24 protein-coding genes are annotated in these 26,100 nt (G+C 56.7%); 1 reads left to right on the forward strand and 23 read right to left on the reverse strand.

The window, feature by feature from the left end:
- Positions 1-83: 83 nt before the first annotated feature.
- Genes recG through AC0YNU_RS02490 form a run of 4 tightly spaced genes read right to left on the reverse strand, consistent with a single transcriptional unit; the run spans position 84 to position 5,234 of the window.
- On the reverse strand, positions 84-2,132 hold the full coding sequence (gene recG / locus AC0YNU_RS02475; protein ID WP_475752760.1) for an ATP-dependent DNA helicase RecG: 2,049 nt from the start codon (positions 2,130-2,132) through the stop codon (positions 84-86).
- A 10-nt stretch (positions 2,133-2,142) separates the two neighbouring features.
- A complete protein-coding gene (locus AC0YNU_RS02480) occupies positions 2,143-3,000 on the reverse strand; it encodes a DegV family protein (protein ID WP_475752762.1) in 858 nt (285 codons plus the stop codon).
- Between the two features lie 13 nt (positions 3,001-3,013).
- Positions 3,014-4,858 (reverse strand): DAK2 domain-containing protein, encoded by a 1,845-nt coding sequence (locus tag AC0YNU_RS02485; RefSeq protein ID WP_475752764.1) that lies wholly within the window; start codon positions 4,856-4,858, stop codon positions 3,014-3,016.
- Positions 4,859-4,874: 16 nt separating this feature from the next.
- On the reverse strand, positions 4,875-5,234 hold the full coding sequence (locus tag AC0YNU_RS02490; RefSeq protein ID WP_475752766.1) for an Asp23/Gls24 family envelope stress response protein: 360 nt from the start codon (positions 5,232-5,234) through the stop codon (positions 4,875-4,877).
- A gap of 221 nt (positions 5,235-5,455) precedes the next feature.
- Here AC0YNU_RS02490 and rpmB point away from each other — a divergent pair, with 221 nt between their 5' ends.
- Positions 5,456-5,644, forward strand: coding sequence for a 50S ribosomal protein L28 (rpmB, locus tag AC0YNU_RS02495; RefSeq protein ID WP_161700925.1), 189 nt, complete (start codon positions 5,456-5,458; stop codon positions 5,642-5,644).
- A gap of 149 nt (positions 5,645-5,793) precedes the next feature.
- Here the strand turns inward: rpmB and spoVM are convergent, their stop codons facing one another.
- The 19 genes from spoVM to AC0YNU_RS02590 all read right to left on the reverse strand — a co-directional run bounded on the left by spoVM (position 5,794) and on the right by AC0YNU_RS02590 (position 25,967).
- Positions 5,794-5,874, reverse strand: a complete 81-nt coding sequence (spoVM, locus tag AC0YNU_RS02500) for a stage V sporulation protein SpoVM (RefSeq protein ID WP_040711006.1) — start codon at positions 5,872-5,874, stop codon at positions 5,794-5,796.
- A 303-nt stretch (positions 5,875-6,177) separates the two neighbouring features.
- Positions 6,178-6,435, reverse strand: coding sequence for a hypothetical protein (locus AC0YNU_RS02505; protein ID WP_475752768.1), 258 nt, complete (start codon positions 6,433-6,435; stop codon positions 6,178-6,180).
- 10 nt (positions 6,436-6,445) lie between these two features.
- On the reverse strand, positions 6,446-7,090 hold the full coding sequence (gene rpe / locus AC0YNU_RS02510) for a ribulose-phosphate 3-epimerase (RefSeq protein WP_475752770.1): 645 nt from the start codon (positions 7,088-7,090) through the stop codon (positions 6,446-6,448).
- 1 nt (position 7,091) lies between these two features.
- Positions 7,092-8,027: a ribosome small subunit-dependent GTPase A gene (gene rsgA, locus AC0YNU_RS02515; RefSeq protein WP_475753937.1), complete on the reverse strand. Its 936-nt coding sequence runs from the start codon at positions 8,025-8,027 to the stop codon at positions 7,092-7,094.
- A complete protein-coding gene (pknB, locus tag AC0YNU_RS02520; RefSeq protein ID WP_475752772.1) occupies positions 8,008-10,221 on the reverse strand; it encodes a Stk1 family PASTA domain-containing Ser/Thr kinase in 2,214 nt (737 codons plus the stop codon). The genes rsgA and pknB overlap by 20 nt, the downstream gene beginning before the upstream one ends.
- 5 nt (positions 10,222-10,226) lie before the next feature.
- Entirely contained in the window at positions 10,227-10,976 is a 750-nt protein-coding gene (locus AC0YNU_RS02525) for a Stp1/IreP family PP2C-type Ser/Thr phosphatase (RefSeq protein ID WP_475752774.1), read from the reverse strand.
- A gap of 12 nt (positions 10,977-10,988) precedes the next feature.
- Positions 10,989-12,035 (reverse strand): dual-specificity RNA methyltransferase RlmN, encoded by a 1,047-nt coding sequence (rlmN, locus tag AC0YNU_RS02530; protein ID WP_475752776.1) that lies wholly within the window; start codon positions 12,033-12,035, stop codon positions 10,989-10,991.
- Positions 12,036-12,178: 143 nt separating this feature from the next.
- Positions 12,179-13,771 (reverse strand): 16S rRNA (cytosine(967)-C(5))-methyltransferase RsmB, encoded by a 1,593-nt coding sequence (gene rsmB / locus AC0YNU_RS02535; RefSeq protein ID WP_475752778.1) that lies wholly within the window; start codon positions 13,769-13,771, stop codon positions 12,179-12,181.
- A complete protein-coding gene (gene fmt, locus AC0YNU_RS02540) occupies positions 13,768-14,712 on the reverse strand; it encodes a methionyl-tRNA formyltransferase (protein WP_475752780.1) in 945 nt (314 codons plus the stop codon). The genes rsmB and fmt overlap by 4 nt, the downstream gene beginning before the upstream one ends.
- A 4-nt stretch (positions 14,713-14,716) precedes the next feature.
- Positions 14,717-15,202, reverse strand: coding sequence for a peptide deformylase (gene def, locus AC0YNU_RS02545; RefSeq protein ID WP_475752782.1), 486 nt, complete (start codon positions 15,200-15,202; stop codon positions 14,717-14,719).
- A 41-nt stretch (positions 15,203-15,243) separates the two neighbouring features.
- On the reverse strand, positions 15,244-17,778 hold the full coding sequence (gene priA / locus AC0YNU_RS02550; RefSeq protein ID WP_475752783.1) for a primosomal protein N': 2,535 nt from the start codon (positions 17,776-17,778) through the stop codon (positions 15,244-15,246).
- Complete coding sequence (gene coaBC, locus AC0YNU_RS02555) at positions 17,775-18,995, reverse strand: bifunctional phosphopantothenoylcysteine decarboxylase/phosphopantothenate--cysteine ligase CoaBC (protein ID WP_475752785.1); 1,221 nt, start codon at positions 18,993-18,995, stop codon at positions 17,775-17,777. The genes priA and coaBC overlap by 4 nt, the downstream gene beginning before the upstream one ends.
- A gap of 81 nt (positions 18,996-19,076) precedes the next feature.
- Positions 19,077-19,292, reverse strand: a complete 216-nt coding sequence (gene rpoZ, locus AC0YNU_RS02560) for a DNA-directed RNA polymerase subunit omega (RefSeq protein ID WP_475752787.1) — start codon at positions 19,290-19,292, stop codon at positions 19,077-19,079.
- Between the two features lie 16 nt (positions 19,293-19,308).
- Positions 19,309-19,926, reverse strand: coding sequence for a guanylate kinase (gene gmk / locus AC0YNU_RS02565; protein ID WP_475752789.1), 618 nt, complete (start codon positions 19,924-19,926; stop codon positions 19,309-19,311).
- A gap of 14 nt (positions 19,927-19,940) precedes the next feature.
- A complete protein-coding gene (gene remA, locus AC0YNU_RS02570; protein ID WP_020615370.1) occupies positions 19,941-20,201 on the reverse strand; it encodes an extracellular matrix/biofilm regulator RemA in 261 nt (86 codons plus the stop codon).
- Positions 20,202-20,487: 286 nt separating this feature from the next.
- A complete protein-coding gene (locus tag AC0YNU_RS02575) occupies positions 20,488-22,338 on the reverse strand; it encodes a bifunctional homocysteine S-methyltransferase/methylenetetrahydrofolate reductase (RefSeq protein WP_475752792.1) in 1,851 nt (616 codons plus the stop codon).
- A gap of 24 nt (positions 22,339-22,362) precedes the next feature.
- Entirely contained in the window at positions 22,363-23,193 is an 831-nt protein-coding gene (gene dapF, locus AC0YNU_RS02580) for a diaminopimelate epimerase (RefSeq protein ID WP_475752794.1), read from the reverse strand.
- 999 nt (positions 23,194-24,192) lie between these two features.
- Complete coding sequence (locus tag AC0YNU_RS02585; RefSeq protein ID WP_475752796.1) at positions 24,193-24,891, reverse strand: class I SAM-dependent methyltransferase; 699 nt, start codon at positions 24,889-24,891, stop codon at positions 24,193-24,195.
- Positions 24,892-24,953: 62 nt separating this feature from the next.
- Complete coding sequence (locus AC0YNU_RS02590; RefSeq protein WP_475752798.1) at positions 24,954-25,967, reverse strand: MerR family transcriptional regulator; 1,014 nt, start codon at positions 25,965-25,967, stop codon at positions 24,954-24,956.
- Between the last annotated feature and the right edge of the window lie 133 nt (positions 25,968-26,100).

The following is a 26,100-nucleotide window of genomic DNA, read 5'->3' on the forward strand; positions in this document are numbered from 1 at the left end:
TTCAAGCAGCCTCGTTGCACAAGCAGCAGCTCGCTAGCCAACCTTCACTCTAGTACTATATGCCGGGAATTCCGCTTTAAAAACTAGTCCAAAAGCTCTCCTTGAAAAAGTTGATCTTTACGGAGCGCTTCCCGCAGCCGTGCGTATGGCGCCTCGGTCCAAAAGTCGCGATTAGCCGTCAGTTCCGCGGCATCGTCCCGCGCTTCCTCCAGCACGCCGAAATCCGCCGCCATATCGGCCAGCTTGAAGTCGGGTACGCCGCTTTGCTTCGTGCCGAAGAAGTCGCCTGGCCCGCGGAGCTCCAAATCCCTTCTCGAGACCTCGAAGCCATCGTCGGTTTCCGTCATGATCTTCATCCGTTCCCGGCCGACCTCCGACTTCGGATCGGCGATCAGGACGCAATAGGACTGATGTTCGCCGCGGCCGACGCGCCCTCGAAGCTGGTGCAGCTGCGATAATCCGAACCGCTCGGCATCCATGATGACCATAAGCGTCGCATTCGGCACGTCGACGCCGACCTCGACGACCGTCGTGGCAACGAGAACATGAACCTCGTTCGCGCCGAATGCCCGCATAACCTCGTCCTTCTCCGACGCGGACAGTCTGCCGTGAAGCAGCCCGATCTGCAGATCCGGGAATGCCTGCTGGATTTGAACATGGAGATCAATGGCGTTCTGGACGTCCAGCTTGTCCGATTCCTCGATCAGCGGGCAGATGAAATAGCATTGCCTGCCTGCCTCCACTTCTCTGCGAATAAACCCCAGGACGCGTTCAAGCATGGAATGCTTGACCCAATTCGTCTGAATCGGCTTGCGCCCATGCGGACGCTCCTTCAGCGTGGACACGTCCAGATCCCCGAAGGCCGTGATCGCGAGCGTCCGCGGAATCGGCGTCGCCGTCATCGTGAGCACGTCGGGATTCATTCCTTTGCGCCGCAAAATACTGCGCTGATTGACGCCGAATCGATGCTGCTCATCGGTCACGACGAGTCCGAGACTCCGGAAAAACACGCCGTCTTGAATAATAGCCTGGGTACCCACCACAATGTCGATCAGACCCATTTGGAGGCCGGCTAGCACGTCTCTCCGTTTCTTCTCGGTCACGCTGCCCGTAAGAAGCGCAACCTCCAGTCCGGCGGAACCCAGAAGCTTCTGCAACGAGCGATAGTGCTGCTCGGCCAGAATCTCCGTCGGTACCATCAGCGCGCCTTGATGACCGGCCTTGACGGTCGCGAACAACGCGATTGCGGCCACGACCGTCTTGCCGGAGCCTACATCGCCCTGGAGCAGTCGATTCATGCAGGCATGGGAGCGCATATCGATCAATATTTCGTTGACGACCCGCTTCTGCGAATCTGTCAGCTCGAAAGGAAGCGTTCGCGAGAACACGCGAATCGATTCGGCGTCGACCACATGTGCGATGCCATCCGCCCGTTTGCGGTTAAGCGACCGGTAGGCTTGCAGCTTCAATTGGAACAGGAAGAGTTCCTCATATACGAGTCTTCGCCGCGCTGCCTGGCCCTGCGCGATATCGTCCGGATGGTGAATATGCTGTACGGCGTCCCGCCGAAGCATCAAGCCATGCTTGTCGATCAACAGTGCCGGCAGCACTTCCTCAACCATCGTTCCATACTGAACGAGCGCTTGTCCGATCGTCTTGCGCATCCAAGCCTGGGTCATGCTCCCGCCGACGGAATATACGGCTTGCAGCGTACCGGAACGGGCGGTGCCTTTGTCAGGAAATTCCGATTCCGACACCGTAATCTGAAGCCGCTTCTGCTCCCATTTGCCCGTCAGCACGATATCTCGTCCAGGGACGAGCTGCTCTTGCAGAAAATGCCGGTTGAACCATACCGCCGTCACCAATAAACCGTCGACCATGACCTTGCAGGTCAGTCTCGTCTTCGTTCGGCCGAACCGGTGCAGCAATGGATTCCCCAAAATTTTGCCTTCCACAGTCGCCTTCTCGCCGTCTTTGGTTTCCCCCAGGCTGCGAATGCGATAATCCTCGTATCGAAACGGAAAATAGTCCAGCAAATCCGCGATCGTATGAACGCCAAAGGCGTGAAGCTCCAGTTCTTTCTGAGCGCTCACGCCTTTCATTTGCCGGACCGGTATTTGATCCAGCTTCATTCCCATGACCTCACACCCGTGTAATAAATAGCGCCGCCGCTCCGGGACCCGCATGCGTGCCGATTACGGCGCCGATATCCGTCTGTCTGATGTTGCGCACGTTCAGCTGCCCTTGCGCGAGCCCTGCGAGCTCAAGCGCCAATTCGCGCTTATGCGTCCACCCTACCGTCATCTCGATAGGGTCGTTGCCGTAATCTTGCTTGAGCAGATCGATGATGCGCTGCATCGCCTTCTTCGTGCCGCGAACCTTGTCGACCGCGGATACCTCGCCGTCCTTATCGATCGTCAGGATCGGCTTGATATTTAGAATGGAACCGAAGAGTGCTGCTGCTTTGCCGATCCGTCCGCCTTTCTGCAAATATTCCAGCGTGTCGAGCAGGAAATACACCTTTCGATCGTTCATCATCGTATCGATGACAGCCAAAATCTCTTCTTTCGAGGCTCCGGCAGCCGCCATTTCGGCTGCCTTCACTACCAGCATCCCAAGTCCGTAAGAGACGGACTTGGAGTCGATGACGGTGATATCGCCAGCCTCCTCTTCCATGAGCGTGGAGCCCAGAAGCGCCGATTGGTACGTGCCGCTGAGCGCGGAAGAAAGTTGAATCGAGATGATCTGCGCATCCGGGAATTTCTTATAGAGCTTCTCGTAGGTTTCCGTGAACTCCATCGGCGACGGCTGAGAGGTTGTCGGCAAGGCAGCCGATGACGCCAGTCGTTCGTAAAATTGCTCGTTCGTAATCGTGACGCCATCCAAAAAAGATTCTTCGCCGAACATGCATTTCAACGGAACCATTTCAATGCCGTACTGTTCTCTGACGCGCTTCGGGATGTCTGCCGTGCTGTCCGTTACGATCTTGATAACGCCCATTCCTGCCACCCCTCTATTCGACCGCGATCAAGTATGGATACAGCGGCTGACCGCCCGCATGAACCTCAAACTCCGCATCCGGGAAATTGTCCTTCGCCCATGCCGTTAGTTCTACCGTCTCCGCTTCGATCGCCTGCTCGCCCGTCAGCACCGTGACCAGCTCGCCGCCGTCCTCCAGCATACGCGCCAGCAGTTCTCTGCACGTCTCCTGTAGGCTTGCAGATGCAGCGACAATCGTCTTCTCCAGGATCCCGATATAATCGCCCTCATGAATCGAAATCCCGTCAATGGCCGTATTCCGCACCGCATTCGTCACTTGGCCAGAACGGACTTGAAGCACGGCCTCATTCATCGCCTGCGTGTTGATATCCGCCGAATCCTCTTCTCTGAAAGCGAGAACGGCCGCAAGCCCTTGCGGGATGTTCTTGGTGCCGATGACCGTCACGTTCCGCTCGCTTAGATCGGCCGCTTGCTGGGCAGCCAAGATAATATTGCCGTTGTTCGGAAGCAGGTAGATATGCTCCGCCGACAGCGATTCGATCGCTTTCACGAAATCTTCCGTCGAAGGGTTCATCGTCTGGCCGCCCGACAAGACGACATCGACATTATTATCGAGGAAGATCGAACGGATGCCATCACCCATCGCAACGGCGACTAGACCGAACGGCGCCCATTCATGAGCCTGCTCCGCGGAAATCGCGTCTGCCGGCGAACCCGTCAGCACCTCGGAGACGGCCAGGCCAAGCGCTGCCTCCTCGACCACCGCCGTTTCCGGCAGCACCTCGGCGGCGCCGAGCTGGACGCCTCCCGCGATTGCTGCGCTAGCTTCCTCTTGGAGCAAATCACGGTGCTGCTCGCGCATGTTCAAGATGTGGATTTCCGTCAGCTCGCCGTACGGCAGCGCGTAATTCAATACGTCGCCTGGCTTGCGCGTATGCACATGAACTTTGATGATCTCGTCATCCACGATGACAAGAATAGAATCGCCGTCCCTGCTCAGCATGCCTTTGAACAGCGCTTCGTCGAAACGAAGTCCCGTGCGGCCCGTCTGCTTGCGGTTGATGAAAAACTCCATATCGTACAGAAACTCGATATGTTCGGTTTGGATTTTGGACTGCGCGCTGTGATGCTGGAACGCCTCTGCCCGCTTTGGCGGAGATAGCGTCTGCTTGAGCGCTCCGGGAACGCTCGCGGGAATCGCGGATTCCGTGCCGATATAACGATCAGTATCCTCGCCTTGTTCTCCCGCCAAGCTGCTCATAAAGCCTTCATAAATGCATACGAGACCTTGACCGCCGGAGTCGACGACGCCGACCTGCTTCAGTACCGGCAGCAAATCCGGCGTGCGGGCAAGCGATTCGTTCGCACGCGCACAGACTTCCTGCATCAGCAGTATGATATCGTTATTGCGCTTCGCGAACGTCACGGCATGCTTCGCCGTATCTTTCGCTACCGTCAGGATGGTCCCTTCGACCGGCTTCACGACCGCCTTGTAAGCCATGTCGACGCCGTTCTGCAGCGCCGCGGCAAACTGCTGGGCATCGATGCCCTCTTGGGCAGCGATGCTCTTGGAGAACCCCCTGAACAGCTGCGACAAAATAACCCCGGAATTGCCTCGCGCACCCATGAGCAGCCCTTTGGAAAGCGCTTCCGCAACTTTGCCCACTGCTGGATTCGGATTTTTTTGGAGCTCGCGTTTTCCGGACGTCATCGTTAAATTCATATTGGATCCCGTATCGCCGTCTGGGACAGGGAATACATTCAGAGCGTTTATGCGCGCTTCGTTTCGTTGCAAGTTGTCCGCCCCGCTCAGGACCATGTTCATAAAATCCGAGCCGTTAATAAAGCGTTTGATCAAGCGTGATTACCCCTTCCTACCGAGATACCCGTACGCCTTGGACAAAAATATTGACAACGTCTACCTTAACGCCGACAACCTCGTTCATCACATATTTGACTTTTGACTGGATGTTATGTGCGACCTCGGAAATTTTTGTACCATAGCTCACGATGATGTATAAATCAATGTGTAAGAAATCGTTCTCTCGGTGGACTTCAACACCGCGCGACAGATTATCTCGACCCAGCAGCTCGGCTATGCCGTCCTTCAGCTGCTTTCTTGTTGCCATTCCGACCAGTCCATAACAATCCATCGCTGCGGAACCGGCTAGGACGGAAATCACATGATCGGTTATATATACGTTTCCAAGTTCGGATTGAATCTGCACAGGCATGGAAAACCACTCCTTCACCGTTATTATTATGGACTAATCCACATTGTACTATAAAAATGAACGATTTTGAAGTCCAGCCCCCCATTCTCGACTATTTTCATCAATTTTTAAGCTGTAGATAGCCTAATCGATCGTTGACAAGCGCTTGTAGAAAGCCCAGACATATGCTATTATATTGGAGTCTGTTTGTTTGCAGTGATTCTTCAAGGGAGGTGTATTCCATGTCTCGCAAATGTTTCATTACGGGCAAAGGCCCTGGTGTAGGTAACAACGTTTCGCACGCTAACAACAAAACCCGCCGAACTTGGGGCGTTAACGTTCAGAAAGTAAGAATTCTGGTTAACGGTAAGCCAAAACGTGTTTACGTCAGCACTCGTGCTCTGAAATCCGGCCAAGTGACTCGCGTATAACGGCATCAAGCCATGGACAAAAAGCACCTGATCGTCATCAGGTGCTTTTTTGCATGACGAAGCACGAAAGCTGTCGCCGATCAAGCGGACTTTCGTGCTCGTAATCTTGCGTGCTCAGGGTCGTTCCAGGGGGAGCCGCCGGAGCGCTGCTAGCTCTTCTGAAACGTATTTAGAATCGCCTTCACGAAGCCACCCAAAAACTTCGGCAGTTTGATCGTGTAAAATTTCATGCTCCACCCCTCCTAAGCATTTGCTGGCACTTCCTCGAACCTGCAGGCTGACTGCCGTCTCTTCATTCAGCCGGAACGCGAACGAACACACTCCGATCCATCAAGCCCAAGCAAGGTTTTGCCTGCTGCAAAACCTACCCTAACGGCAGGATATAAACATCCGTAACAGTTCCCTGCCTTCAAAGTTCCCACAAAAAAAGGCTACAAGAACGTTCGTTCATGTAACCATCCTATGCGCCCGAGGACTGTCCTATTCCAATCCGTCAGACTTGGCTTATATTGAGGCTCTGTCTCCGAAGCCGCTCAGGGAGCGGTTTGCGATGCCGTAATCACCGCATAAATAAAGACGGAGATAAAGAAAATGAGCAGCGCCATCACGATAAATGCGATCCGCGAGCGGATCGATGAAAACCGTTTGAAATAATGAATGGCGATCAAGATGGCAAGCAGGGAGAACACAAGGTTCGCCATGCCCCGCATAATCGTAAACACAAACAAAAATACGCCGCACCCGGCACTGTATAACAGCAGCAGAAGGCCTTTCTTCAGTCGTTCGCCCATCCGCTGCTCCCTAACGCAGCGCAGCGATAGCTGCAGCGCGGTCCCGTTCGGTAAACACGGCATTGCCTGCTACGAACACCGTAGCGCCGGCTTCTCTGACAAGCGGCGCAGTCTCGGCGTTAATGCCGCCATCGACCTGGATGTGAAGGTCTCCGCGTCCACGCTCGGCAAGCATGGCACGCAGGCTGCGAATCTTGTTTAAGGATTGCGCAATAAACTTCTGGCCGCCGAAGCCAGGGTTGACGGTCATCAGCAGCACCATGTCGACGTCGTCCAGGACGTTCTCCAGGGCGCTTATAGGCGTTGCCGGGTTGAGGGCTACCCCAGCCGGCAGACCGGCTTCTTTGATTTGATGAATGACGCGGTGCAGATGCACGCACGCTTCCGCATGGACGGTAATCCGGTCCGCGCCAGCCGCGACGTAGTTCGGGATATGAAGCTCCGGACGTTCGATCATAAGATGGACGTCGAATACGAGCTTCGTCGCCGGTCTTACGGCTTGAATAATCATCGGTCCGAACGTCAGCGTGGGCACGAAATGGCCATCCATGACGTCGATGTGAATCCAATCCGCGCCGGCGCGATCTACGTCTTTGATTTCTTCTGCGAGCGCCGCGAAATCCGCGGACAGGATCGATGGTGCAATGATAGTCATTTCAGTACCTCCGCTTTTTCTCTTTCATCTCCGCCATGAACAGCACGTAATTCGCGTGCCGGCTTGGCGCGATTTCCCCCTTGCCGAGCGCTTCGAGCACGGCGCATTCCGGTTCGTGGATATGCGTGCAGCCTCGGAACTTACAGGAGGAAGACAACTCTCTCATTTCTCTGAAGCAAATGCCCAGCTCCTCGATGCCGAGCTCGGTGAAATCCAATTGGCTGAAGCCCGGCGTATCCGCGACGAAGCCGCCGCCGATATCGATCAGCTCTACATGCCGCGTCGTGTGTTTCCCCCGCCCGAGCCGGTTGCTGATTTCGTTCGTTTCCAGCGTCAGCCCTGGCACGAGCGCGTTCAACAGCGAAGATTTCCCGACGCCGGACTGACCGGCAAACACGGCCAAATGGCCCTGAAGCCGTTCCTTGAGCGCAGAAGTGCCTTCTCCCTGCTTCGAGCTGGTTACGAGAACATCGTAGCCGATCGCCTCGTAAATACGGCGCACATCGGACATCGCCCGCTTAGCTTCTACTGTATCCTCGCCATTTTCCGCCAAGTCCTGTTTACTTAAGCATAGTACGGCATCGATGCCGGCATGCTCGATATGAACAAGGAATTTGTCGAGCAGCTGCAGGTTCAGTACCGGCTCCGTCACGGAGAAGACCAATACGGCCAAATCCACGTTCGCCACGGGCGGCCTGATCAACTCGGAAGATCGCGAATGAATGGCGTTTACCGCGCCTTCGCCGTTCTCCGTCTCCTCGAAATCGACGATATCTCCGACCAGCGGCGACTCGCCGCGTTTCTTGAAGATCCCGCGCGCCCTGCACTGAATAACGACGGCATCGGAAGGAGCGCCGGACGGGCGTACGTAATAATACCCGCTCAGCGCCTTGACGATCCTTCCAAGCTTCGCGTCTTTATTGCTGGTTTCCCGCATCTGTGGTTGTTGTTTCGTCTGTGTTTGCGTTCGTATTGCCATTCGTTGGATTCTCCTCGGCGTTGGCTGGCTGATCCGCAGGCGGTTCGTCTTGGCCTGGAATCGTTTCCGGCGGTGAGTCTTCGCCCGATTTTACTTGATCGTACGTTTTCGAGAACGTATCCACGAGGTGCTTATCCCGGTAAATCTCCACTTTGGCTTCCGTGTTCGGAGCCAACGTTACTTTGACAGGGAACGGCTGAGTATCCTTGATCTTGCGTGTGCCCCATTCTTTCTTTTCACCGGTGGCGTCGCTGTAAACGATGCGGATTTCGCTCGTTTTGCCTGCCTCCGCAGGCGAGATGATCATATTGAACGTATACTCGAGCGCGTCGTCCGGCGTACCCGTGCTGACCGTGATCGTAATGGCCGCTCCTTTGGATACGTCGGCATCCGGATCATATGGATATTGGGCGATAACCGTGCCTTTCTCCTTGTAGCTCGGCTCGAAGACGATGTCGGCTTCGTTGATCGTCAAGCCCTTGGAGCGGATAAGATCGATTGCCGTGGTTTGCTTCAAATCGATGAGCTTCGGCATCTTGATCGTTTCCTTGCCTTGGCTGACCGTCAGCTTGAATTCCGCCTGCTTCGGATCGAAATCCTCTCCGGCCTGCGGCGATTGCTCCAGAACCGAACCCGGCGTTTCGTCGCTGTATATTTCTTCCTTGCTGATTCGCTTCTCATCGACCCCGAGTGCGACAAGCGCCGCAACTACATCCTCGTAGTCTTTGCCGAGATAATTCTCCGCTTTCTTCATCGCCGGACCCGTGCTTACGTATAGCTTGATGAACGATCCGACCTTCACCCGCTGGTTCGGCTTGGACTGCTCGTACACGATGTCCTTGGCGACGCCTTCCTTATCGGTATGAATCGTGGGCTCCTCGACCTTCAACCCCGCTTTAACCAATGCGTCGCGAGCGTCGGTCTCCGTCATGTTGATGACGTTCGGCACCTGAACCTCCTCGATGTCAAACCAACCGAGTACGGTCATCGCACCCCAATAGACTAGCGCGATCACGACGAGCGTAGAGGCAACCGTCACGACAGGTTTCACCCACTTACGCCTCCGCGTATCCTCCAGACCGCTGGAATTCCAGCGGTCATCCGTATCCGCGGGCGTATCTTGCAGCGCGGCGGCCGCCGAAGCGGTTTGACGCTCCTTGATCGGGGCAGTCCCGTTGCGTTCGGCACGTTCCGAAGCCATCGGCGCTTTGTCCGTTTTGGCGGCAGCCGGAGAAGCTGCCAGCGTGTCCGCCAGATTGCCGCGGATCGCGGGCATCACGCGCGTCTCGTCGAAATCGGGATTGCTGAATTCGACTTTCGGTTCGCGCAGCCGCTCGGGCCTCAAGCAGGTTTCGAGATCCTTCAGCATCTCCGTAGCCGAACGGTAACGCTCGTTCGGATTTTTGCGCATCGCTCTCAGAATAACGTTCTCCACGCTCTGCGGTATGTACGGATTGAGCTCTCGCGGCTCCTCGAACGTTTCCTGCAGATGCTTGAGCGCCACGCTGATGGGGCTCTCGCCCAGGAACGGCAGCTTGCCGGTCATCATCTGATAGAGAACGATGCCGAGCGAATACAAGTCCGATTTCTCGCCGGTCGCCGTTCCTTTGGCATGCTCGGGCGAAAAATAATGAACCGAGCCAACCATGGAGCCGGTCTGCGTGATCGTCGACGACGTAACCGCGCGCGCGATCCCGAAGTCCGTAACCTTCACGCGTCCGTTCTTGCCTATTAATATATTATGAGGCTTAATATCGCGATGAATGATTTGGTTATGATGCGCGTGCTCCAAGGCATCGCAGATCTGGATGGCGATACGGACCGCTTCTTCCGCTTGCAGCGGCGCGCGTTCTTTGATGATTTCGTTCAGGTTGTTGCCTTCGACGTACTCCATGACGATATAATGCGTATCTTCTTCCTGGCCCACGTCGTAAATGCTGACGACGTTGGGATGCGAAAGAGCCGCGGCGGACTGGGCTTCCCGCCTGAAACGGCGAATGAACTCCTCGTCATGCACGAATTGCTGGCGAAGCACTTTGACGGCGACGTTGCGGTTCAACAGCAAGTCTTGCGCCTTGTAGACAAGTGCCATGCCGCCTCCGCCGATTCGCGTCAAAATTTCATATCTTCCGCCAAGTTCATGTCCTATCATGTCGATCACCCCTCAAGCTCTGTGTCTTCGGCATGATGCAGCAGCACGACGGTAATATTGTCATCCCCGCCTGCTTGCAGCGCCAATTGAACGAGCCTGTCAGCCTTCTGGTCAAGATCCAGCTCGTCCTGCTGCAGCGTTTCGATGATTGCCGCCGCATCGATCATGCTGGAAAGTCCGTCGCTGCATATTAGCAGCAGATCGTCCTTCTGCCATGAAATGCCCTTGACGTCGACTTCTACCTGCTCGTCCGTGCCTAATGCCCGTGTCAGGACATTGCGGCGAGGATGCTTCGCTGCTTCTTCCGGCGTAATTTGGCCGGATTTCACCAGTTCGTTCACGAGAGTATGGTCTTCCGTCACTTGCGTAAGCACGCCGTCCCGCCATTGATAGGCGCGGCTGTCTCCGATGTGGCCGATAACGCCGTTTGCATCGGTCAGCAGCGCCGCTACGACCGTCGTGCCCATGTTATGGTATTGCTCATTATTGGATGCCGTGTCGAAAACGACTTCATTGGCCTGCAGAATAGCCTGGCTGATCAGCGTTTTTCGTTCGTCTACGGTCAATGCCGCCGTGGATCCCTGCACCGCTTCGCGAAACGTATCGACGGCAAGCTTGCTTGCCACGTCGCCTGCTTGGTGGCCGCCCATTCCGTCGGCCACGATAGCTACGACAAGACCGGGTTCCAGCTCCTCGCACCAGCCCCGGTCTTCATTTACGAGTCGAATTCTTCCGATATCACTCCGCAAAGCCATCTTCAAGACTCATCACCCCGCCGTAGACTCCATATGTTTAGCACGTAGTTGTCCGCAAGCCGCTGCAATGTCATGTCCCTGTTCTCTGCGGATGGTGGCATTGATTTTGTTCTTCTCTAAAATACGGTGGAATTCGAAAATCTGCTCGCGAGGCGTACGCACGTAATCCCGCTCCGGCACGTGGTTGACCGGAATCAAGTTCACGTGGCACAGCATGCCCTTAAGCACCTTCGCCAGCTCTTCCGCGTGTTCGCTCTGATCGTTCACGCCGCCGATTAAGGCGTATTCGAACGTAATGCGGCGTCCCGTCTTCGCAATGTAGTTCCGGCAAGCTTCCATGACTTCATCGAACGAAAAACGTCGGTTGACCGGCATGAGCTTGGAACGGAGCTTGTCGTTCGGTGCGTGGATGGAGATCGCCAGGTTAATCTGCGTGTTCTCTTCCGCAAACTTGTACATGCTCGGCACGATGCCGCTCGTCGACACCGTAATATGGCGCTGGCCGATGTTCAGTCCCTTCTCATGGATCATGAGACGCAGGAACGTCATCGTGGCGTCGTAGTTCTCGAACGGCTCTCCGGAGCCCATAATGACGATGCTGGAGACGCGTTCGTTGGTCGCATCCAGCATTTGCTGCGCGACAACGACTTGCGCGACGATCTCGCCAGCCGTCAGGTTACGCTTCAACCCCCCGAGAGTCGAAGCGCAGAACGTGCAGCCGATCCGGCAGCCAACCTGCGTCGTGACGCAGATGCTGTTGCCGTAGCTGTGGCGCATGATGACCGTTTCGATCGCATGATTGTCATGCAGGCCGAACAGAAATTTCACCGTGCCGTCCTTGGATTCGAACTTAGTGATTTCGCTGAGGGTCACGAATTGGAAATGGTCTTCAAGCTTCTCCCGAAGCGCCTTGGATAAATTGCTCATGTCCTCGAAGCTTTTCACTCGCTTCACGTAGAGCCATTCGAACAGCTGCGTGCCGCGGAATGCGGACTCGCCGTTCTCTTTCATCCAATCTTGCAACTGCTCGAGCGTATAGTCGTAGATGAACGGTTTCATCGGTTAAACACCTGTTTCTTTGCAATATTTTCATGGCGTTTCCCTGCGCGGGAAGTGCCATCGTTATTTTACCACAAACGCCCATAACAGGCCACTTTAGAGCTGTCATGGGCATTGGTGCCGATCTATTTTTGGATACGGCGCTACTCGCTCAAGCGTTTCAGGCGGGCGATGAAGAAACCGTCGCTTCCGAAATGCTGCGGCAGCAGTTGCACCATACCTTCGAAGCCGTCACCGACGATTCCCTTCGACCGCAGCGGCTGCAAGACGCGCTCAGACCAATCGGCATCCAGCTTATAGGATTCGCAGCGGGACAAAAATTTCAGTACCTGCTGCTCGTTTTCGTCCTGCTCGATCGTGCAAGTGCTGTATACGAGCGTGCCGCCCGGACGCACCAGTTTCGCGGCTTCGTCCAACAGCTGCGTTTGAAGCAAAGCGATCGCGGCGATATCCGCCTCCGATTTGGTCCATTTGATCTCCGGCTTGCGGCGAATGACCCCGAAGCCCGAGCATGGCGCATCCAGCAGCACAAGATCGAAGCTGCCCGGCGCAAAACGCTCGGAAAGCGTCCCCGCATCGCCCACGACGGTATGAACGGCGCTCAGTCCCAATCGGGCGGCATGCTCTTCGATGAGCTGCTGCTTATGCGGATGGACATCGTTGGCGATGATCTCTCCCCGATCTTCCATCAACTCTGCGAGATGCGTCGTCTTCCCGCCCGGAGCGGCGCAGCAATCGAGTACCCTCATGCCCGGATTCGGCGCGCAGACGTCCGCCACGAGCATGGAGCTCTCGTCCTGGAGCGACCACCAGCCGTTCTTGTAACCTTCGGTCGCGGCCAAATTCCCGCCTCCGCTTACGATAATGCCTTCGGCGGCAAGCGCCGAAGGCGTCGATTCAAAGCCGGCTTCCGATAGGAGCGACTCGGCCTTCTCCCGCGAGAGCTTGAGCGGATTAATGCGCAGACTGCTGTGCGGACGTTCGTTCCCGGACGCGCAGATCTGCTCCGCTGTCTCGACACCGTACTTAGCGATCCAGCGTTTCACCAGCCAGTCGGGATACGAATGCGCGATGCCGATCCGGAGTACCGGGTCTGCAAGCTCATCAATAGGAAGCCTCAACTCGGCCAGATTACGCTCCATATTGCGCAGAACGCCGTTGATCATGCCGGAAATCCCGCTGTGACCGCGGCGTTTGGCGATGACGACCGCTTCGTTGACGGCCGCGTGAGGCGGTATCCGGTCCAGCAGAAGCAGTTGGTAGGCGCTCATTCGCAGGAGCACGAGCACCCATGGCGTCAATTTATGGAATCCCTTCGTTATGAGCGCATTCAACCGCTCGTCCAGCAGCCGCTGGTGTTGAATCGTTCCGTACACGAGCTCGGTCGCGAGTCCGGCGTCCGGTTTCGAAAGCCCGGAATCCTCCAGTGCGCGATTCAACTGCAAATTGCTGTAGGCGCCGCCCTCCGCCACGCGAACCAGCGTGTCGAGCGCGACTTCGCGGGCCGTTTTGCGCCGCGGCTCCGGCTTCGGATTCGCTTGTCGTCCCGGCTTATGGCCGTTCCGGCCGCCGGGCCGCTTGCCGCGCGGGGCAAATTTCCCTTGTCCCTTGTCAGAGGAACCCGAAGGCTTCGCGCCTGCCGGCTTTACGGCCTGGGCTTGTCCGCTTCCGCCAGTCGGTTTGCTTCCAACATTCCCTTTATTTCCGATTGTCCCTTTGCTGCCGCCGGTGCTCATGCTTCACCTCCGGATCCGAAGACGGATCCCGGCGCCAGCCGTGCGCCGAGCAGCCAATCCGCAGCGGGCATCGCTTTCTTGCCGGAAGGCTGAATGTGCGTCAGCAGCAGCGCATCTTCGCCGGTTTGGACGACGATGCCATCGCCTGACACGGCTAGAACCGTTCCCGGCTCAGCCGATGAGGAACGCTTCTCGATCGTGCAGCCCCATACCTTGAACGGTTCCTCGTTCCATAGCGTGAAACCGCCAGCCATTGGCGAAAGGCCGCGTACTTGGTTGTAGATCGCCCGCGCCGGGCGGTTCCAGTCGATACGCTCGTCGTCCCGCGTCAAGTTCGGCGCATAGGTCGCCTCGTCATGATTTTGCGGAATGGCCCGTATGGTTCCCGCTTCAATGGCCGGCAGCGTCTCCGCCAGCAGCTTCGCGCCTATTTCCGTCAACTTCTCGAACAGCGTGCCTGAAGTATCCTTGTCCGTGATAGGCAATTCCGCGACGCTGATCATGTCACCGGTATCGAGGCCTTCGGCCATATACATGATGGTGACGCCGGTCTGCGTCTCCCCGTTGATAATGGCGCGCTGAATCGGTGCCCCGCCGCGATATTTCGGCAGCAGCGAGCCATGCACGTTGATGCAGCCGAGCCGAGGCACGTCTAGCACGGCTTTAGGCAAAATTTGTCCATAAGCCGCCGTTACGATCAGATCCGGCTTCAGCTCCGCAATCCGCGCCGCCGTCTCGGAGCCGCGCAGCCGTTCCGGTTGTTCGACGGGCAATCCGCGCAGAAGCGCCGCTTCCTTGACCGGAGGCGGCGTCAACGTTTTTTTGCGGCCCTTCGGCCGGTCTGGTTGGGTGACGACCAGTTCGACAGTATGGCCTGCGGTCAGTACAGCTTCCAATGATGCGACCGCAAATGCCGGCGTTCCCATAAATACGATGCGCATGACGTCACTCTCCGTCCGGATGGGGACGATTGGTGATGTCGTAGATAGATTCCGCGATATCGGTAAACAGGACCCCATTCAAATGATCGACCTCGTGCTGGAACGCACGGGCCAGAAAGTCGCTGGCTTCCAGCTCGATCGGCGCGCCGTTCCTGTCCATGCCCTTCAGCTTGATATGCTGCGCGCGGCGAACGTCGCCGTTCAGCTTAGCGATACTGAGGCAGCCTTCAGGACCTAGCTGCTCGCCCGTTGCGTCCACGATCTCCGGGTTGACCATCTCGATCAAGCCGTTATCGTCACCGACGTCCACGACGATGACGCGCTTGGAAATGCCGACCTGCGGCGCAGCCAAACCAACGCCGTCCGCGTCATACATCGTTTCCGCCATATCGTTCAGCAATTTATGCAAATTAGCATTGAATTTCGTTACTTCGATCGCACGCTCGCGAAGCACAGGATCTGGATCCTGCACGATTAATCGAATCGCCATTAATAAAACGACCTCCAGTCATCCTGCTTTATAGGTATAGATTATAAAATCACTTGCGGATCCACGTCTACGCTCATGGTCACCGGCGGCTGGCCGTTCGCGCCAGAAAGCAGCGAAATCGCCTGCCCTAACAGTTCCGAGGCGCCGACGTTTCCCCGATATTTTATCATACATTGAAATCGATAGCGATCCTTCATCCGCGGGATCGGCGAGGCGACAGGCCCTAAAATATCGATGAAACGGCTTCCGTCTCCATCGTCGGACCCTCTAACGCCGGCCGAACGCGCAAGATCGCGCAGCGTCGAGGCCAGCTTCTCGCCCTCGGCGTATACCAGCGCCAACTGCTCATGGGAGAGCGTGACGAGAATAAGCCGGCAAAACGGAGGATACGCCATGAAACGGCGGTGTTTCAGCTCTTCCTGAGCGAAGGACGCATAATCGTGACGCTGTGCGCTGATGATGGCGTAATGTTCGGGGTTGTACGTCTGTACGATGACTTCTCCGGGAAGCTCATGCCGTCCGGCACGTCCCGCAACCTGCGTCAACAGCTGGAACGTCTTCTCCGCTGCGCGAAAATCGGGCAGATGCAGCGACGTATCCGCGGCTATGACGCCCACTAACGTAACATATGGAAAATCGAGCCCTTTGGCTACCATTTGCGTACCGAGGAGCACGTCCGCCTTGCGCTCGCCGAACATGGTGAGCCACTTCTCGTGAGAGCCCTTCTCCGTCGTCGTGTCCACGTCCATCCGAATGACGCGGATGCCCGGGAACAGCTTGGCAAGCTCCTCCTCCACCCGCTGGGTTCCCGTTCCGAAGAACCGGATGTGCTCGCTCTCGCAGGAAGGACATGCAGTCGGCGCTTGCTCGGCATGTCCGCAATAATGGCACCGCAGCGCCTTGGATTTCTGATGGAAGGTGAGCGAAATGTCGCAATGCGGACATTGCGCCGTGTAGCCGCAGGAGCGGCACATCACAAACGTGGAATAACCTCGCCGGTTAAGCAGCAGCACGGATTGTTCGCCGCGTTCAAGACGCTGCAGCAGCGCTTCGTGCAGCTGACGGCTGAACATCGAACGATTGCCGCCCTTCAGTTCATCGCGCATATCGACCAGATGCACCTTCGGAAGCGGCCGTCCCGCGACGCGTTCGGGCATCGGCAGCAATGTCGCGCCCTGTTTCGCGGAGCTGTTCGTGCTCGCGGTCCCTTCCTGGCTTCGCGAAGCCGAAGCGGCCACGAACGATTCCAGCGATGGGGTCGCCGAGCCAAGGACGACGACAGCTTGATGCTGCTTCGCGCGCTGCACGGCAACGTCACGCGCATGATACTTGGGGCTTTCCTCTTGCTTATAGGAAGATTCATGCTCTTCATCGATAATAATGAGGCCTATTCGTTGAAAAGGCGCAAATACGGCAGATCTTGCCCCGACCGCGACTTCTGCGCGGCCCTCCCGAATTTTGCGCCATTCATCGTATCGCTCGCCGCTGGATAGACGGCTGTGCAGCACCGCGACGGAATCGCCGAAACGGCCTTTGAAGCGCTCCACCATTTGCGGCGTAAGCGCGATTTCCGGGACGAGCACGATTGCTTGGCGCTCTGCTTTCAAGCAGCGGTCGATCGTCTGCAAATAGACTTCCGTCTTCCCGCTGCCCGTAACGCCATGCAGGAGAAAGACGCGCGCCGCTTCATTGTCCAAAGCCTCGGCGATTTCGTTATACACAGCCTGCTGCCCCTCCATGAGCGGCAGAGGCTCTGTTCGTTTGAATCCCCGCCCGGCGTACGGGTCGCGCTGCTGCTCCATTTCACGGATGGTCAGCCAGCCCTTGTCCGCAGCGCCGCGGATCGTCCCCGTCGTGGTCGATAACGCCTGCGCCAAGGCGGCAAGCGGAATCGGCTCCGGATTGTCCAATAGGTAGCGCGCCGCTTCCTGCTGCTTCGCCGCCCGCGACGACGCTGAAGCCAGCGCTGCCTCGGTGGCGGCCGTATCCTCAGGCGGGAAGACGGTCCATACTTTACGGACCTTCAGCCGATCGCGTATGGAGATTTCCTCCGTCAGCGTTCCGCGACGAATAGCCGCTTTAATGCTTGCCGCGGCTTCAGGAAACCGCTCCTGCAGCAGCGCCAAGCGGACCTCTCCGTGTTGCCGGATAAATTGGAACCACGACTCCGTATCTTCCGGGAGAAGTCCTTCTTGTTCCTCCGTGGATTCTGTGGATTCTGCTGACAAGGAGACAACGGAATCGGCCTTGCCTTTCAGCGCCGACGGAATCATCACTTGCAGCGCCGTCGTCCAGGGACAGCAATATTTGTCGCTGATCCACCTCGCCAGCTCGACAAGGTCAGGGGACAGAGGCGGAAGGTGATCCAGCAGCTCCGCGATCGGTTTCAGCTTCTTGACGTCAACGTCCGCGTAAGGCGCCAGGCCAACGACGAAGCCTTGCAGGACGCGCCCCCCGAAAGGCACGCCGACACGGCTGCCCACCTCTACCCAGCCGTTCAAATTGTCCGGAATCTTGTAATCGAACGGTCGATCCGTCGACCGGCTCGGCACATCCACGATCACCCTCGCGATCATTCGCCGGCCTCCCCGGCCGATTTCGTTTGCATTTGACGAACGATGCGCTCCAGCAGACGATCTGCCACTTCCCGTTTATGCAGCTGCGGCAGTGCTTCGATCAGCCCATCCTGGCCGTATATCTGAACGACGTTCGTATCCACGTTGAAGCCCGCGCCATCCTGGGAGACATCGTTCGCCACGACAAGATCGCAGTTCTTCCGGCGAAGCTTGTCCATGGCGTACTGCGCAACGTGCTCGGTCTCCGCAGCGAAGCCGACGAGAAATTGATGCGTTTTGCGCTCGCCGAGCGTTTGCAGAATATCGGTCGTCCGTTCCAGCTCGATGACGAGCTTCTCTTCGCTTTTTTTGATCTTCGTCGGCGCTTGCGACACCGGCCGGTAATCGGCGACCGCGGCCGCTTTGATGACGAGATCCGCGGAATCATACCGCTCCAGGACAGCCTGCAGCATTTGCTCGGCGGATTCAACGCGCACAAGCTTAACGCCCGCGATCGGCGGGGCCGTCGTCCTCGCTGCGATCAAGGTCACGTCGGCGCCGCGATTAGCAGCTGCTTCTGCCAAAGCAAAGCCCATTTTTCCGGAGGAATCATTCGTCAAATAGCGTACAGGGTCAAGCCGTTCGACCGTGCCGCCTGCCGTCACGATAACGGATTTGCCGGCAAGCTCCGTCCGCGATGCGAACCAATGCTTGACCGCGGCTACGATTTCCTCCGGCTCGGCCAGCCGGCCTTTGCCGACATACCCGCATGCGAGCAGACCGGTACCCGGCTCCACGAAGCGAACGCCCCGATCAGCCAGCAGCGCCATGTTCCGTTCCACCGCCGGATGGCCGTACATATGCACGTTCATCGCAGGCGCTACGATAACCGGAGCCGTCGTGGCGAGCAAGGTTGTGCTTAGAAAATCATCCGCGAGCCCGTTCGCCATCTTGCCCACGATATTCGCCGTCGCCGGCGCGACCAGCACCAGATCCGCACTGTCGGCCGCGTCGATATGCGCCACGACGGCGGGATCGAATTCATCGAACGTATCGAGATAGACGGGATGACGCGACAACGTTTGAAGCGTCAACGGCGCAATGAATTTGGTCGCCGATTCCGTCATGATGACGCGCACCTTCGCCCCAGCCTGAACGAGCCGACTGCAAATCGTCGCCGCTTTATACGCCGCGATGCCGCCGGAAATCCCTAAAAGAATCGTTTTCCCTTGAAGCATGGAAATCTCTCCCCCTCTTCTTACAACCGCACGTAGGTAAAAAAATAACAACCGCAAGGGTTGTTATTCTTAAGCTTTCATTTACTCATCGTCTTTCTTGTTCAGCGTGCTCTCCACCACGAGGATATCATGATAGATCTCTTCCAGCGCTACGCCTACAAATTTATGCGACTTCGGCGAGCGGATCTCGCTCTTGCTTCCATCCCGCAGCTTGCGCGCGCGCCGCGACGCTGCGACTACCAGCGAGTACTTGCTGTCTACCTTCTTCATCATTTCATCGATCGATGGATACAACAACGTTCTCTCACCTCACTCATGCTTTCTCGGAAGCTTCCTTCACTTCTTCGAGTTCTTCGATAAAGCGGTCCTTGCGGCAGTGCTCCGCGACAATGATGCTTTGAATGCGGTGACATGCGGCATCGATCTGATCGTTCACCACGGCGTAATCGTAGTAACGAATCAAATTCATTTCTTCCACCGCGACATTCATTCGGTGGTCAATAATATCGGCATTCTCCGTACCGCGCCCCGTAATGCGCTGTTTAAGCACATCAAGGGATGGCGGCACCAAGAAGATGAACACGCCTTGAGGGAACTTCTCTTTCACTTTGAGCGCGCCTTGCACTTCGATCTCAAGAATAATATCCTTGCCCGAAGCAAGCGTGCGCTCGACAAAATCGCGCGGAGTGCCATAATAGTTGCCCACGTATTCCGCGTACTCCAGCAGCGCATCGCGCGCGATCATGTCTTGAAACTGTTCTCTACTCTTGAAAAAATAATTGACTCCGTCGATTTCTCCCTGGCGGGGCAAGCGCGTCGTCGCCGATACGGAATAAACCAAATCGTTCTGTTTATGCCGCAGCTCGGAGCACACCGTACCTTTGCCTACGCCCGAAGGACCGGACAATACGATTAACAATCCTCTGTTCATATGACTCCCCGTTACTATTCGTCGTGATCGTCATCCTTGGTCGATAGACGATGCGCAACCGTTTCCGGCTGAACCGCTGATAAAATAACATGATCGCTGTCCGTGATGATGACAGCCCGCGTCCGGCGGCCGTAAGTGGCGTCGATCAGCATATGCCGGTCGCGCGCTTCTTGAATGATCCGTTTGATTGGCGCCGATTCCGGACTGACGATCGAAATGATCCGATTTGCGGAAACGATGTTCCCGAAACCAATATTGATAAGCTTAATGGCCATGATAGGTTCCCCTCCGGTATCTCTCGTGCATGAGCATGAATAGCACACGATGTATAGATAAGCGCAAGAATGATGGAATCTGCAAGGCAGAATATTGCACTATTCTTGACGAAAAAAGTCCGGAGCATACGTTAAGCCAGCCGCCCTGAGCTCTATGAGCTACGAAAACTCAGAGTCCCTAATTCTAACGCATCGACAGCGGCATGGCAAGTGCATCCAATGTCTATATTAATCCATTTTCATCGGACGAACAAGTGTTAAAGCGCAAACGGGAGAAAAAACGAGGTTACCTCGTTAAACTGCCCGTTTTTCGCCATACATAATCCGTCAGCTTCACTGTCATGTCATAGAACATGAACGGCGTAATGAGATAGATGCCTTTGAAATATTCCATCGCCGTATCCAGCAGCTCTTCCGCAATGCGTACGCCTTCGGCGCGTCCCGCCTCGCCTTCGAGGCCCGCCATCCGCTTGCGAACCTCATCCGACAGCTGAATGCCGGGTACTTCATTGTGAAGGTACTCTGCGTTTCTGCCGCTGGCGAGCGGCATGACGCCGAGGAAGATCGGAACCTGCAAATGCTTCGTCGCTTCCGCGATGCGGACGATCAATTCTTTGTCGTAGACAGGCTGCGTCATAATGTAGTCGGCGCCGGTCTCGATTTTCTTCTCCAGGCGGGCAATGGCTTTATCCAAATATTTGACATTCGGGTTAAAGGCCGCGCCCGTAATAAAGTTCGCCTTCTGCTTCAACGGCTTGCCGGAGAAGGCTACGCCCTCGTTCAACTGTTTGATCATTCTAATCATCTCGAAAGACGTCAGGTCATAGACGGAGCTGGAATCCGGCAAGTCGCCGAATCTGGCTGGATCGCCCGTCACGGCAAGTACATGATCGATCCCCAAAGCATCCAATCCCATCATGTGCGACTGCGTCCCGATAAGGTTGCGGTCCCGGCAGGCGATGTGCACCAGCGGCCGGATGCCGACTTGCTGCTGCACGAGCGAAGCCAGCGCGATATTGCTCATTCGCGTGACGGCCAGCGAATTGTCCGCCATGGTCACGGCGTCCGCCTTGATCGCTTTCAGCGCCTTCGCCCCTTCGATGAATTTATGAATGGCGAGGTCGCGGGGCGGGTCAAGCTCCACGATGACCGTATGGCGTTCTTTCACTAGATCCACGATGTTCGGCTCCGTTGCCGCCGGTCTCTCTTCGCGAACGACGACGCGCTCCGCATAGGGCTGCAGCAGCTCCGATGGATCTACCGGCCGCGGCTGGTACCCGTCAAGCGCAGCCGCGATCGCCGCGACATGCTCCGGCGTCGTACCGCAGCAGCCCCCGATGATGCGGGCGCCGCGGTCCGCGAATTTCCGCGCGGATTCAGCGAAGTATTCCGGCGTCGACGTATATTGATATTTGCCGTCCACGTAATCCGGTATACCGGCATTCGGAAAAACGGACAACGGCAGCTTGACATCCGCGTTGATGGAATCGATTGCGCGAAGGATGCCGTTCGGACCGCTTCGGCAGTTGAAGCCGACGATGTCCGCGCCCTCCATCCGCAGGCTTTCGAAAGCGGAAGCGATCGGCTTCCCGTCCAGCGTAACGGCTTCTTTCTCCACCGCAAATTGGCAAATCACCGGCACCTCGGACATGCTCCGCACGATACGAAGCGCCAGAAGCGCTTCTTCCAGATCGTAGAACGTTTCCAGCATGATGCCGTCGACCCCTGCGGTAAGCAGCGCGTTAATTTGCTGGCGGAAGAGCTGGTCCAACTGCGCGATCGACATATTTTTGCGTTTCCCCGCCCGAATGGAACCTACCGCGCCGACGACGTAAGCGTCGCTGCCGACTGCCCCGCGAGCAATTTGCACGCCTGCCCGGTTAATGGCCTCCACTTCGCCGTCCAGCCCGTAATTCGTCAAGCTTACCAGGTTGGCCGAGAACGTGTTCGTCTCTATGATTCTCGCCCCTGCCTCATAATAGCGGCGATGAACGTCCGCAATCACTTCCGGCCGGAGCAAATTGAATTCTTCGTAGGAAACGCCGACAGGGAACCCCATCCCGTACAGGTAGGTTCCCATCGCGCCGTCGCCGGTCAAGATGCGCGCCTGCAGCGCTTCCCTTAAATCCGGTTTCATTGTCAAAACTCCTTCATCTCTTGCTTATACCGTTCCGCGGAACACTTCTGCAGCCGGTCCTGTCATGTATACATTGTTCGTTGCTTCATCCCATTCGATCAACAGGTCGCCGCCTTTGAGCGATACCGTCGCCGTCCGATCCGTCATACCGTTCAGCACGGAAGCGACAACGGTTGCGCATGCGCCCGTGCCGCAAGCCAACGTCGGTCCTGCTCCGCGTTCCCACACGCGCATGTCCGTGAAGTCCTTGGCGCGCACCGTTACGAATTCCACGTTGATTTTGCGTGGGAATAACGGATGCACTTCCAATTTCGGGCCCCATGTCGCCAGGTCGAAGTTCACCGCGTCGTCGACGTAGATGACGCAGTGCGGGTTACCCATCGAGACTGCCGTAAACTTGAATTCGCGGCCGTCCACCTCGATCGATTGATTGATGACCGGATTGGCATCGATCGTCGTCGGCACCTTCAAGCCTTCGAGGATCGGCTGTCCCATGTTGACGCGGACTTTCACGACGCTGCCGTTGTCCACCGTCAATTGCACGGCCTGCACGCCGGCACCGAGCGTCTCGATGGTCAGCGTTTCTTTGTCCGTCAAGCCGTTGTCGTAAACATACTTCGCTACGCAGCGAATGGCGTTGCCGCATTGTTCCGCTTCGGAACCGTCCGAGTTGATGATGCGCATCCGGAAGTCCGCCTTCTCGGAAGGCAAAATGTAAACGAGTCCGTCGGCACCGATACCGAAGAAGCGATTGCAAAGCTGCTCCGCCAATTGCGCTGCGTTATCCGGCAGCTTCGATTCGCCTGCGACTACGATAAAGTCGTTTCCTAGACCGTGCATTTTCGTAAAGTTCATGTTTGGCTGTCTCTCCTCGTATGAAGCGAATCCGCTTATAAATATTTAATCCTATTGTGTTTATTAAAAATCAGTTTACCTTAGTCTTTGGGTTCTGTCGACAGAAATTCGACCCCCTAAATCCCCCTTCTCCAAGGGGGACCCCAAGGGCTCCGCCCTCTGGACACCCGGATGGGATAACGTCGGCTCGGCAGAGAAGCGCACCCGAGTTCATACGTGCCTGGCTCGCTTTCGTCCCTCACGGGACACGCTTGACGTTTGGCGGATGCGAGCGGCCTGCTGTCCCTTGCGGGACCATGGGAACGTGATGCGCCGCAGAGACGCTCGGCCTGACCATGCGTGCCGGGCTCGCTTTCGTCCCTTGCGGGACACGCTTTACGTTCGGCGCACGAGTGGGATTGCCTGGGCTTCGCTGCGCTCTCCGGCAATTTGGGGGCCGCCAGGTCCTTGGCGGCGAAGTTGGTTTTTGGATTGCCTGGGCTTGGCTGCGCCCAGCCGGCAATTTGGGGGCCGCCAGGTCTTTGGCGGCGAAGTTGGTTTTTGGATTGCCTGGGCTTGGCTGCGCCCAGCCGGCAATTTGGGGGCCGCCAGGTCCTTGGCGGCGAGGTTGGTTTTTGGATTGCCTGGGCTTGGCTGCGCCCAGCCGGCAATTTGGGGGCCGCCAGGTTCTCGGCGGCGAGGTTGGTTCTTGGATTGCCTGGGCTTGGCTGCGCCCAGCCGGCAATTTGGAGGCCGCCAGGTCTTTGGCGGCGAAGTGGTTCTTGGATTGCCTGGGCTTGGCTGCGCCCAGCTGGCAATTTGTGGGCCGCCAGGTCTTTGGCGGCGAAGTTGTTCTTGGATTGCCTGGGCTTGGCTGCGCCCAGCCGGCATTTTGGGGGCCGCCGGGTCCTCGGCGGCGAGGTTGGTTCTTGGATTGCCTGGGCTTCGCTGTGCTCAGCGGCAATTGTTGGGCCGTCTCTTTGCGGCCCCCGACAAGAAAGAGGCCTTCGCGGCCTCTTTCTAAAACCTTTTCCACCAGACGCCCGTGCATTCGGGGAAGTGAACTGATTGATTGTCGGCCACTTGCTGGCTGAGCTCGCTGCCGAAGAAGAAATCGATCAGCGCGAAAGCTTCTTCCTTGGACGCGAACTGAAAATCGGTGCGGATAAACTTGTGTGCGAAGCCATATTGCTGCTCCAGCTCACGGTAATACTCAGTCAAAAAACTCGGCGGGTTCGGCTCGGCTGAACCCGTGCCGAAGTTTTCGAAGATCATTGCCGTGCCTCCTGGCCGGATCACGCGTTCCAGTTCGGTCATGATGGCTTGCAAATTCGCGCGCCAGCTTGGGATGTTGCTGCTTGCCGAATAACAGATCGTCCAGCCCGCGGTCAATAGATCTACGCTGTGGTCACCCAACGGCAGGTTATCGTTGACACCTTGGCTGGTTCGCCAGTTGGCCAACTTTGCCTCCGTTAGCTGCTTGGCGGCTTTATCGAGCATGGCCTGCGATGCATCCGTCAATAGGATGGACCTTACTTGCGGGGCAAGCAGCCTTGCCAACCTTCCGGTGCCTGCGCCGATATCTACTGCGTCCAGTTCTGTCAGGTCAGGGATGATAGTTCGAATGGTTCGAAGCAGATTGCCCTCTGCGTCTTCGCTGGCAATTAGCCTGTCGTAGCGCTCTGCTTCGGTTTGATAGATGATGTCGTGTTCGATCAAAAAAATCCCTCCCCGTTTGTTGTCTACCTCAGCATGAGGGTTGACGCCGGGTTAAGGTCAAGTCAATGTTTGCGAACGGCGTAGAGCGCGCCAATGCTCGGATTGATCCCATAATGGAGCGTAATATAACCATGTTCCCTGAACCAAGCCGTCAGCTGGCTGCGGTCGATGGCATGCCTCGTCGGATCTACCTCTTCTGCTGCATGGCTGTTCTCCTGCATAAGTCCTGCCAGACAAATACGGCCGTTCGGCTTCAGAACGCGGTCCATCTCCTCCAGCGCCAGAAGCTGTTGGCCGCCGCTCATATAATGTAGGGCGAACGCGGATACAACGAACGGAAATCGCCCGTCCGCGAAAGGAAGCGCAAGCGCATTGCCAAGCTTAGCCGTTACGGAAGGATGCTTGTCCCGGCAGATAGCCAGCATTTCTCTGGACTGGTCAACGGCCGACATCCGCGCTCCGCCCGCCGCTAGCAGACCGGCTAAATTGCCGGTCCCCGCGCCGATATCCAGACCTTCTTCACCTTCCTGCGGCGATACCCACTGCACGATTAAGTCCAGCACCTGCCCGTACTCCGCTTGCGACAAAGCAGCACCTGCGGATACCCAAGCGGAAGAGCCGTCAAACTCAGCGGCCAGCTTATCGAACTGCCAAGCATCGATCCAAGATTCCTGCTGCTGCCGAACCTCTTTCAGCCGGCCTGTCAATTGAAACAGATCCTCGGGCTCCAGCTTGCCTTTCGCCTCCAGCCTACCGATAAGTTCATCCAGCATGGCGATCGCGTACTTTCCTTCCACCCATTTGGAGACGAGCGCCATCCGCTGCAGCTCGAGATCATGGTGCACGGTCGAGGAATCCCCTTCATCATGCCGTTCGATCAACGTTTTGATCCGATCCAGTCCGAGCCCGACGCCGCGCAGCGCAGCAATCGTCTGGAGCCGCCATGCGTCGCTCTCCGAGAACATCCGGTAGCCGTTCTCCGCTTCGCGTCCAGGCTTAAGCAGACCCTTCGCTTCATAAAGCCTGATCGCACGTGGCGTTATCGCCAGCCTTTCGGCAATTTCATTGATTTTCACGCCACCAAAGCCTCCTTCAACCTTACCTTGCTCTTCTTGCTTCTCTTACTCCCACTCTAATCCTCACTTCTAACACACAGTATAAACTATGACGCAGGGTCAAGGTATATCATCGCAATTTTCGGCGAGCGGT

The organism is Paenibacillus sp. J31P316, from assembly GCF_056269105.1.